This is a genomic window from Streptomyces sp. NPDC002690 (assembly GCF_053592415.1).
Window position 1 is genome coordinate 1 of sequence record NZ_JBSFVR010000278.1, and the last position, 10081, is coordinate 10081.

10 protein-coding genes and 1 tRNA gene are annotated in these 10081 nt (G+C 71.5%); 2 read left to right on the plus strand and 9 right to left on the minus strand.

All coding sequences use genetic code 11. The features are described 5' to 3' along the window. Positions 1-442: DUF5959 family protein (locus ACWD3D_RS27140; RefSeq protein ID WP_451463413.1), on the plus strand; the 442-nt coding region annotated here is incomplete at its 5' end. An 88-nt stretch (positions 443-530) separates the two neighbouring features. On the opposite strand, the gene ACWD3D_RS27145 is transcribed toward ACWD3D_RS27140, so the two are convergent. Then, complete coding sequence (locus ACWD3D_RS27145) at positions 531-1988, minus strand: MFS transporter (protein ID WP_451463414.1); 1458 nt, start codon at positions 1986-1988, stop codon at positions 531-533. A gap of 379 nt (positions 1989-2367) precedes the next feature. Here ACWD3D_RS27145 and ACWD3D_RS27150 point away from each other — a divergent pair, with 379 nt between their 5' ends. After that, entirely contained in the window at positions 2368-2823 is a 456-nt protein-coding gene (locus ACWD3D_RS27150; RefSeq protein WP_451463415.1) for a MarR family winged helix-turn-helix transcriptional regulator, read from the plus strand. A gap of 42 nt (positions 2824-2865) precedes the next feature. Here the strand turns inward: ACWD3D_RS27150 and ACWD3D_RS27155 are convergent, their stop codons facing one another. From ACWD3D_RS27155 to ACWD3D_RS27190, 8 genes are all read right to left on the minus strand, one after another. Continuing rightward, positions 2866-3447 carry an RNA ligase 1 family protein gene (locus tag ACWD3D_RS27155; protein WP_451463416.1) on the minus strand — a complete coding sequence of 194 codons (582 nt, stop codon included), beginning with the start codon at positions 3445-3447 and terminating at the stop codon, positions 2866-2868. Between the two features lie 74 nt (positions 3448-3521). Beyond that, positions 3522-3719 (minus strand): hypothetical protein, encoded by a 198-nt coding sequence (locus ACWD3D_RS27160; protein WP_451463417.1) that lies wholly within the window; start codon positions 3717-3719, stop codon positions 3522-3524. Positions 3720-4116: 397 nt separating this feature from the next. After that, positions 4117-4199, minus strand: a tRNA-Leu gene (locus ACWD3D_RS27165). Between the two features lie 271 nt (positions 4200-4470). After that, a complete protein-coding gene (locus tag ACWD3D_RS27170) occupies positions 4471-6906 on the minus strand; it encodes a glycosyl hydrolase 2 galactose-binding domain-containing protein (protein WP_451463418.1) in 2436 nt (811 codons plus the stop codon). Next, the gene (locus tag ACWD3D_RS27175) at positions 6903-7823 is read right to left on the minus strand and encodes an ATP-binding cassette domain-containing protein (protein ID WP_451463419.1); all 921 of its coding nucleotides are present in this window, start codon (positions 7821-7823) and stop codon (positions 6903-6905) included. The genes ACWD3D_RS27170 and ACWD3D_RS27175 overlap by 4 nt, the downstream gene beginning before the upstream one ends. Continuing rightward, complete coding sequence (locus tag ACWD3D_RS27180; RefSeq protein ID WP_387370574.1) at positions 7808-8749, minus strand: ABC transporter ATP-binding protein; 942 nt, start codon at positions 8747-8749, stop codon at positions 7808-7810. Before ACWD3D_RS27180 ends, ACWD3D_RS27175 begins: the two co-directional genes overlap by 16 nt. Before the next feature lie 4 nt (positions 8750-8753). After that, a complete protein-coding gene (locus ACWD3D_RS27185; RefSeq protein WP_451463420.1) occupies positions 8754-9692 on the minus strand; it encodes an ABC transporter permease in 939 nt (312 codons plus the stop codon). Then, positions 9689-10081, minus strand: a 393-nt coding sequence (locus ACWD3D_RS27190) for an ABC transporter permease subunit (protein ID WP_451463421.1), incomplete at its 5' end; no start/stop codon positions are given. The genes ACWD3D_RS27185 and ACWD3D_RS27190, both read right to left, overlap by 4 nt.

The following is a 10081-nucleotide window of genomic DNA, read 5'->3' on the forward strand; positions in this document are numbered from 1 at the left end:
CCTCGCCGACCCTGACGGGAACAGCTGCGTCGTACGCGTCACGGGGCGCCTGCAGCCGGGCGTGCTGACCGGCCATGACGTCCTGTGCGCGGTGGTGCTGCTCTCCGCGGACTTCGTCGACGCCCGGCTCGGCTTCCACCTCCTGCCGGCGGACCTGGACCACTGGGAGCGGGAGCTGACCGGCCTGGTGCCGGGCGGGACCGCGTCCCTCGGCGGGGACGGCGCACCGGGGCTCGGCATCCACGCCCACGAGGACGGCAGTTGGCTGTCGATCGAGGTCGACGACCCGGATCGCCTGACGGCCCAGTGGGGAACGCGGCCCCGGGACGGCTGGATCGCCGAGCACCGGGAGCGCTTGGAGCGGGTCCGGGCGACGTGGCCGCGCGAGGTCGTCGAGACCTCGCCGGGCTCCTACGCGTGGAGCCCCGGCCGAAGGCGGTAACCCCCGGCCGGGGTCCGGACGAACGAAGCCGGGGCCCCGCACTTCCGAGAGTGCGGGGCCCCGGCTTCGCGGGATTTCGGGCGGCGGGTCAGGCGGCCTCGACGGCTGCCTTCTCGACCGGGGCGGAGCCTGCCTCGTCCTTGCCTTCGGCCGGGCGGACGAGGCCCGGGATGAACGCGGCGACGGCGGCGGCGATCAGGGCCACGGCGCAGCCGACCGTCAGGCCGACGCGGAAGCCGTTCTCGGAGGCGAGGGAGTGGCCGCCGAGGTTGATGGTCATCTGGGCGAGGACCACACCGATGACGGCGGAGCCGATGGTCGTGCCGAGCGAGCGCATCAGGGTGTTGAACCCGTTGGCGGCGGCGGTCTCGGAGATCGGGACCGAGCTCATGATCAGGGCGGGCATCGCGCCGTAGGCGAGGCCGACACCGCTGTTGATGACGATACCGACGATCATCAGGCCCCAGGCGGAGCCCATGAGGACGAGGGAGAGGCCGTAGCCGGCGGAGATGACGAGCGCGCCGAGGACGAGCGCGATCTTCGGGCCGCGGGCGTTGATCAGCTTTCCGCCGAGCGGCGAGACGATCATCATCATCACGCCACCGGGGGCCATCCAGAGGCCGCACGCCAGCATCGACTGACCCAGGCCGTAGCCGGTGGCCTCGGGGAACTGGAGGAGCTGGGGGGCGATCAGCATGAAGGAGTACATGCCGACGCCGACCAGGATCGAGGAGATGTTGGTCATGAGGACGCGCGGGCGGGCGGTGGTCCGCAGGTCGACCAGCGGGTCACGGGTGCGGAGCTGGTAGTAGCCCCAGGCGCCCAGGGCGACGACCGCCAGGGCGAACAGGCCGAGAGTGGTGCCCGAGCCCCAGCCCCAGTCGGCGCCCTTGGAGATCGCGAGCAGCAGGGAGACGAGGCCGATGGCCAGCCCGATCGCTCCGGGTGCGTCGAACCGCTGGCCCTTGGCACCGGCCGGGACGTCGGGAACGAAGGTGTAGATCAGCACGGCGACGATCAGCGCGAGTGCGGCGGAGCCCCAGAACAGGACGCGCCAGCTGGTGTACTCGGCGACGGCGGCGGAGATCGGCAGGCCGAGCGCGCCGCCGATGCCCATGGAGGCGCTGACCAGGGCGATCGAGCCGCTGAGCTTCTCGGTGGGGACCACGTCACGGAGCAGCGCGATACCGAGCGGCACCATGCCCATGCCCATGCCCTGGAGACCACGGCCGACGATCATCGGCACGATGGAGGAGGACAGCGCGCAGACGACGGAGCCGACGATCAGCGGGACCGCGCACGCCAGGAGCATCCGGCGCTTGCCGAGGAGGTCGCCGAGGCGGCCGGTGACCGGCACGCACACGCCCGCGACGAGCAGCGTGACCGTGATCACCCAGGCCGTGTTCGAGGACGAGGTGTTCAGGATCTGGGGGAGCTCCGCGATCAGCGGGGTGACCAGGGTCTGCATGATCGCGGCGGCGGTGCCGGCGAGGGCCAGCGTGGTGATCACGCCGCCTGTGCGGGCCGTGGGCTGGGGGGCGTCCATAACGCGATTCCTCGATGGGTCGGGACGGGAGGTCCGGGACGAAAATCGGGCGGGCTGGAGCGGGGCGGGGCACAGTGGAGCATCATGCATGCCCATTGCATTATGCATGTGATGTGCTTGATGCACACCCTGTGCCAAGATGGAGCCCCGGGCCGTGTCCGACCATGGGCGTCGGATCACCGGGCGATGTCCGGTGCGGTGCGTCGCGGCGCGGAGGTTCGCCCGCGTACGGGATGCACACGGGCGATCCGACAACGCCGCGAGGTGTCGCGCCGGGCGCCGACCGCACGACGGGACGGGGCGGACACGGCCCGGTCACCCCGGGGCGACGCCACACCGGCCCGGCAGGAAACCGCAGGAAGTTGGAGGCATCGCACCCATGGACAGGGCCGTCGAGCACGTCGAGTACGAGCAGATGCTACTCAGCCGCCACGGGCTCCTGAACCACCGGAAGGGCCGGCGCGAGGACGGCGTCCTGGAGCGCAGCGCGTACATCCTGCTCAGCCGCATCCGCGTTCAAGGTCCCATGTCCATCGGGGAGTTGAGCGAGGCGTTCGACCTCGACGTCTCGACGCTCAACCGCCAGACCAGGGCGGCCATGCACGCCGGACTCGTGCAGCGCATCCCCGACCCGGCGGGCGGGATGGCCCGGAAGTTCCGCATCACCGCCGAGGGCGGCCGGATACTCGACGAGGAACGCGAGGGGACGATCGCCTCCCTGGGCCGGGTCATGGTCGACTGGCCGAGCGAGGACGTCGCCGCCTTCGCCGGCTACCTCCGCCGCTTCAACACCGACCTCGAACGCCTCGGCGGAAGGCCCTGGCCGAGGCCGTGAGCGCGTCGGCCGGGGGGCGCGGAGCCCTTCGGGCCGCCGGGCTCACGGCCTCCGGCCCGGGCCCGCCGGGAAGTCCCTGGCCTTGATCTTCGCCATCCGCCCGTCGGGGTGGTGCCACACGATGCCCTCGCACCCGTCGGCCGAGGCCAGCGCGCGTACGCGAGCGCGGATTCCCTCGAACGTCAGCTCCACCACGTCGAGTTGCTCGGCCGTGGCGTGCTCGACCAGCCGGTGCGTACCGCTGCGCTCGGGGTTCCCGTTGATCCTCGGCCCGATCAGCTCGTACGTCCCCGGGGGCCACTCCTGCCCTCCGCCCCCGGCCAGCGCCTCCGCGTGGAACTTCGCGAACGACGACCGCGCGACCGGCTCCCAGCCGACCGTCTTCCCGGTGGCCGGATCCGTGGACAGCGGTACGAACTCCGGGGGCGCGTCCCGGCCCGGCCGCACCTCGCGCCGCGCCCACCAAGCCCCCGCCTCGTCCGTCCGCACGCACGTACCGTCGTACTTGCGCGTGGCCACGCCCTCTCCGGCGAGCACCCAGCCGCAGCCGACCGTCACTTCGGGAAGTACGCCCGCCGGGCGGCTCGCGAAGTCGCGCAGGAACAGTGTGGGAATCTTCCGCATCGCCCCATGGTGCGGCTCGACCGGCCCCGACGCAGCCGAATTTCACCGGAGCCGGATGTCGTCACGGCAGTCGGTCACCCCGCTCCGGCGCCCGGTCCCACCCCGCCGTCGATGAGGCGCCGCAGCTTCGTCTTACCGGGCGTACGGGGCACGCACTCCGGCGAGTTCGGCGGGTGGGCGTAGGCATCGGCCCGCGCCCCCGACATGCTGTCCACCTCCGACACCAGCACGGCCCGGCCGAGGATGGCCTGATCGCAGTCCACACAGATCATCGGAGCCTCCGCCATTCCTCGGCCAGACGCGACGCGGCGGCGCAGCGTTCGCTTGCGCGGCAGGTCGGGCACTGGATGGTATGCGTCAGATAGGCACGATATGCGGCATCGGGCTCCGCCGCGCGAGGTCCCTCACTTCGTTTGGTCACGTAGGGATTCGGCATCCGGAGGGTGCCTGGATTCGGGTCGGGGCGGGATGGCCGAAACCCTGTCCGCGCGGCAGCCCTCGCCGACGACGCGGCAGCGGCTCGCCGGACACACCGGTGATCACGTGCCGCCGCAGCGATCAGGTACTGCGACGATTGCGGGACTCCGCCGACTTGAGTGCGTTTGTCCCGTCGCGCCCCATCACCGGCCCCGACCCCTCTCCCAGGGTCGGAGCCGCGATGGGAATGGGTGCCCGGAGCCGGACTCGAACCGGCACGCCCCCGAGGGGCAGCGAGGTTTAAGCTCGCCGTGTCTGCGTTCCACCACCCGGGCTGGCGCGCGGCTCCGCGTCGGGACTCGACCCTATCGGGGGGCACCCCCCACCAGCGGCGCAGTAGCGCGATGTTGTCTTATTTTATTGATCGCTTGATGGTGCGTCAGACCATGTCCCGGGGTCATGACCATGCACCCGACCCGATCATGGTCCCTCTCCCCGGCGAACGGGATTGACGGAAAGTCGCCGCACTCTTACGGGCGAATCCGCCGGACCTCCACCACCGTTCGCCAGGGCCTCGCCACCCCTGTCCCTCCCCCGGTCAGCCGGTCATGTCGTCCACGCGTCGTTGACACAGCGCAAGGCCGGCTTCCGGGTGAGGGCCTCCGGGTCGTCGAGGCGGGCTCCGGTGACACGGAAGACGGTGGTCTCGCCCGGCAGCAGGGTCATGAGCATGTCGTCCACCCGGGCCGCCGGGTCCAGCCGGTCCGGGAAGAGCGCGAGGTCGCGCAGGAGGGTGTGGGCCGTCACCCGCACCTCGTAACCGGCGGGGTCGTGCGGGTCCGGGGTGACGGTGGCCGTCCAGCGGGCCGGGGGCAGGTCCACGGCGGGGTCCTCCGCGTAGAACTCCACGGTCCGCACCTCCCCGAGCCGCACCGTCAGCAGCTCGCGCGCGGGATCGGAGGGGGTGGCGACGGACGGCGGGAGGGGTACGCGGGTGACGTCCCGGGCGGCCGTGGCGACGGGCAGCCGCTCCTCGGCCAGCACCGTGCCGTCGAGCGCGTGCCGGGTCAGGTGGAGGGTGCCGTCCCAGGGTTCGGCGGCGTCGTTGACGAGGTGGAGGGTGGCGTCGCGCAGGACGGCGAGGCGGTCGGCGTAGACCGAACGCAGGGCGTACCAGAGAGGTTTGCGGCGGCCGTCGCCGTCGAGGGCGGACCAGGAGACGACCGGCCAGCAGTCGTTGAGCTGCCAGACGATCGCACCCATGCAGTACGGGGTGTTCGAGCGGAAGTGCCGGATACCGAAGGCGACGGCGCGGGCCTGGTTGAGCTGGGTGAGCCAGTGCCAGTCGTCGAAGGAGGCGGCGCCGGTACCTCCGGGCTGCGGGAGGTGGTCGCCGAGCCCTCGCAGCAGCTTGGCGTCGCCGTCCTCGGCTTTCTGGTGGTGGGCCACGTACGGTGCGCCGGGCGCGAGTTCGCCGCTGATCGCGCGCCGGAGGGTGGCGTACGCGGGCGGGCCCTGGAAGCCGAACTCGGCGACGAAGCGGTGCGCGTGGTCGGCGTAGTGGCGGTAGTCGACCCGGTTCCACACGTCCCAGAGGTGGACCGTGCCGAGGGTGGGTTCGTTGGGCGGAAGGTCGGGTGACCCGGAGTAGGGCGAGCCGGGCCAGTACGGGCGGGTGGGGTCGAGTTCGGCGCAGATCGCGGGGAGCAGCTCGTGGTAGTAGCCGTACCCCCAGGTGCGGCTCCCCAGCTCCTTGGCCCAGCCCCAGTCGGCGTGGCCCTCCAGATTCTCGTTGTTGCCGCACCACAGGACGAGCGAGGGGTGCGGGGCGAGGCGGGCGACGTTCTCGCGGGCCTCGGCCGCGACCTCGTCGTGGATCGGCTGTTCCTCGGGGTAGGCGGCGCAGGCGAAGGGGAAGTCCTGCCAGACCAAGAGGCCCTTCTCGTCGGCGAGTTCGTAGAAGTCGTCGCTCTCGTAGAGGCCGCCGCCCCAGACCCGGACAAGGTTGACCCCGGCGGCGACGGCTTCGTCGAGCCGGTCGGAGAGGTGCTGCCGGGTGATGCGGGACGGGAAGCAGTCGTCGGGAATCCAGTTCACGCCCCGGACGAACACCGGCTCGTCGTTGACGGCGATCCGGAACGCCTCCCGCTCCAGCGCGACCGTGCGGAAGCCGGTCCTGCCCTGCCGGACGTGGGCGCCGAGCCGGACCTCGACGGCGTAGAGCGGCTGTTCGCCGTGGCTGTGCGGCCACCACCGTTCGGCCTGCGGTACGGGCACCACGAGGGTCGCTTCCGTCGCCCCTGCGGGGACGGTGAACGTGTGTAGCTTGCCCGCGACTTCGGCCGTGGCGGTGAGTGTTCCGCCGCCGTCGCCCCCCGCGCCCCGGCGGTCCACCGTCAGGGTCACCGAGAGCCTCGGCACGCCGTCCGGATCCACGTCGCCGAGCAGCTTCACCCCGGCGATCCGGGGGCCGGTCCAGCTCTCCAGCGCGGCAGGGCGCCAGATGCCGGAGGTGACCAGGGTCGGGCCCCAGTCCCAGCCGAAGTTGCAGGCCATCTTCCGGATGAAGGCGTACGGCTCCGTGTAGGCGCCGGGGCGGTCGCCGAGCCGTTCGCGGAGTGCTTCCGCGTAGGCGTACGGGGCGGTGAAGCGGACTTCCAGGGTGTTGTCGCCCTCGCGGAGCAGATGTTCGGCGGGGAAGCGGTAGGAGCGGTGCTGGTTGGCGGTGCGGCCGAGTTCGGTGCCGTTCAGGGTGACGGTGGCGACGGTGTCGAGGCCGTCGAAGCAGAGGTCGGCGGGGTCCGCACCGGCGGCGGCGTGGTGGAAGGTGGTGCGGTACGTCCAGTCGGTGCGGCCGATCCAGCCGAGCCGCTTCTCGTTGTCGTCCAGGTACGGGTCGTCGATGAGCCCGGCGGCGAGCAGGTCGGTGTGGACGCAGCCGGGGACGGTGGCGGGGATGCCGCCGGCCGGGAAGGTCAGCGGGACGGGCCCGTCCGGGCGCAGCGTCCAGCCTTCGGCGAGGGGCAGTCGGTGGAGGGTCACGCGCTGATCCTTCCGCAGTCGGGGAGTCCGGCACAGGCCACGAAGTGATCTTCCTCCGCCTCGCGCAGCAGCCCGGCGGAGCCGTCGGTCTCCGCCGCGCCCCGGTGGTACGCGCAGCTCTCCACCGGCTCCGGCGGGTCCCAGGGGGTGTTGAGCCGGGGCACGGCGGCCAGCAGGGTCCGGGTGTACGGGTGCAGGGGGTTGCCGAACACCTTCTGGGTGTCGCCTCGTTCGACGACCCGGCCCCGGCGGAGCACCACGGTCCGTTCGGCGAGGTAGGTGCCGAGGGAGAGGTCGTGGGTGATGTAGAGGACGCCGAGTCCGCGTTCCTTCAGTCCGGCCAGCAGGTTGAGGACGTCGATGCGGGTGGACGCGTCGAGCATGCTGGTGATCTCGTCGGCGACGAGGAAGCTGAGATCGAGCAGGAGGGCGCGGGCGATGAGGAGGCGCTGCAGCTGACCGCCGCTGAGCTGGTGCGGGTAGCGGCCCAGTACCTGCCCGGGGTCGAGGCGTACGTCGGTCACGGCCTTCTCGACGCGGTCGGTCCACTCCCGGTCGGGGACGCCGGGGTGGTAGGCGCGGCGGATCATGTCGAAGACGCGGTCGGCCTTGAAGACGGGGTTGTAGCAGGAGAAGGGGTCCTGGAAGACGCCCTGGACGCGGCGGTAGAAGTCCTTGCCCGGGCGGACGGGGGCGCCGTCCAGGGTGAGGCTGCCGCCGGAGATCTGGGTGAGGCCGAGGATCATGCGGCCGATGGTGGACTTGCCGCTGCCGCTCTCACCGATGAGGGAGACGACTTCGCCGGGCGCCGCGTCGAAGGAGACCCGGTCGACGGCGGTGACGGAGCCGCCGCCGAAGGCGCCCGCGCGGTAGGTCTTGGTGACTCGGTCGAGGGTCAGCATCATGCCTTCCAGCACGCGACGGAGTGACGGGGGGCGATCTCCACGACCGGCGGCTCCTCGGCGCATCCGGCGTCGGCGAGCGGGCAGCGGTCGCGGAAGCGGCAGCCGGCCGGCGGGTCGAGGAGCGAGGGCGGGGAGCCGGCGATGCCGCTGAGCGGGCGGTCCCGGTGGCGGACGCCGACCTCGGGGAGCGAGCCGAGGAGCATCCGGGTGTACGGGTGGCGGGGCTCGGAGGTCAGGACCCGGGTCGGCGCCTTCTCGGCGAGCTTCCCCGCGTACATCACCATGATCGAGTCGGCGATGTGCGAGGTCAGGGCCAGGTCGTGGGTGATGAAGAGCATGCTGGTGACGAGGCCCGCGTCGCGCAGTCCGGTGAGCGCGGTGACGACGGCCTTCTGGGTGGAGACGTCGAGGGCGGAGGTGACCTCGTCGGCGATGAGGACGGCGGGGTCGAGCAGCGTGGAGATCACCATGACGGTGCGCTGTTTCATGCCGCCGGAGAGCTCGATCGGGTAGCGGTCGAGGACATCTCGCTCCAGCCCCACCAGGTCGAGCCTGCGGTGGAGTTCGGCGGTGTCCACGCTCACCCCGCGCGAGGCGAGGAGTTCGCGGATCATGCGGCCGATGCGCCGGGTCGGGTTGAGGGCGCTCATCGAGTACTGCGGGACGAGCGAGATCCGGTGGAAGCGGAAGGCGTTCATCGCCCGGTCGTCGGCGATGGGCACGTCCTCGCCGTCGAGGGTGACGGTGCCGCCGGCGTGCCGCATCCGGCCGTCGAGCCGGATGAGGGACTTGCCGAGGGTGGTCTTGCCGCAGCCGGACTCGCCCGCCAGGCCCAGGATCTCGCCGTCGGCCACGTCGAAGCCGACGCCGTCCAGCGCCCGGACCTCGCCGCGCAGGGTGCGGTAGTGGACCCGCAGGTCGGTGACGGTCAGCGTCATGTGCTCAGGACTCCCTCAGCTTCGGGTTGAAGACCTCGTCGAGGCCGACGTTGGCGACGTAGAGCGCGCCGACGATGGCGGTGATCCCGGCGCCGGGCGGTACGAACCACCACCACATGCCGAGTTGGAGCGCGCTCCACTGCTGGGCGCTCTGGAGCATCAGGCCGAGCGAGACGCCACCGGTCGGTCCGAGGCCGATGAAGTCGAGCGAGGAGGCGATGAGGACGGAGCCGCCGAAGAGCAGGATGAACATCATGAAGAGGTAGGAGCTCATGTTGGGCGCGATCTCGCGGAACACGATCCGCCAGGTGCCGTTGCCGCTGAGCCGGGCCAGGTCCACGAACTCGCGGGTGCGCAGGGTGAAGGTCTGCGCCCGGATGGCGCGGGCCGCCCAGGGCCAGGAGGTGAGCCCGATGAACACGCCCTGTACGGGCACCGAGCGCACCCCGAGGTACGCGTTGATGATGAGGAGCACCGCGAGCGCCGGGATCACCAGCACCACGTTGGTGACCATGGTGAGGAGTTCGTCCAGCACCCCGCCCCGGTAACCGGCGAAGAACCCGACGAGCATCGCGACGACGGCGGCGATGGCCCCGCCGACCGCGCCGACCAGGAAGGTGGCGCGCAGCCCGTGCACGAACTGCGCGTACACGTCCTGGCCGAAGGTGGTGGTGCCCATCCAGTACGTGGAGTCGGGCGGCGCGGCCTGCGGGCCGCCGTAGGCGTTCGGGTCGGTGGTGTCCAGCAGCGGCGGGCCGAAGAGCCCGACGGCGAGGAGGAGGGCGACGACGGTGAAGCCGATGAGCAGCTTCGGGTTGCGGACGGCGTAGTGCAGGGTCTCGCGCGCGGGGCCGGCCGCCTTCCTCTCCAGGGGGGTCGCGTTCTCCAGGGGGGTGGCGGCGGGGCCGGTGTCGTTCCCGGCCGGTCCGGGCGGTGCGCTCATGACTGGCCTCCTGCCATGCCGGTACGGGTGCGGGGGTCCACGAGGACGTACACGACGTCGATGACGAAGTTGGCGATCAGCACGCCGATGACGATGAAGAGGAACGCGCCCTGGAGCAGGAAGAAGTCCTGGTTCTGGATGGCGGCGAGGATGAGCGAGCCGAGCCCGGGATAGGCGAAGACGATCTCGGTGACCAGCGCTCCCGCGACCAGCACACCCAATTGCAGCGCGAGACCCGTGACTTGGGGAAGCACCGCATTGCGGAACGCGTAGCGCCGGATGAGCCGCTGGGGTGCGCCGAGGGCGGAGAGGTACGAGGAGTAGTCGGACTCCAGCTCGTAGATGATCATGTTGCGCATGCCGATGGCCCAGCCGCCGAGCGCGACGAG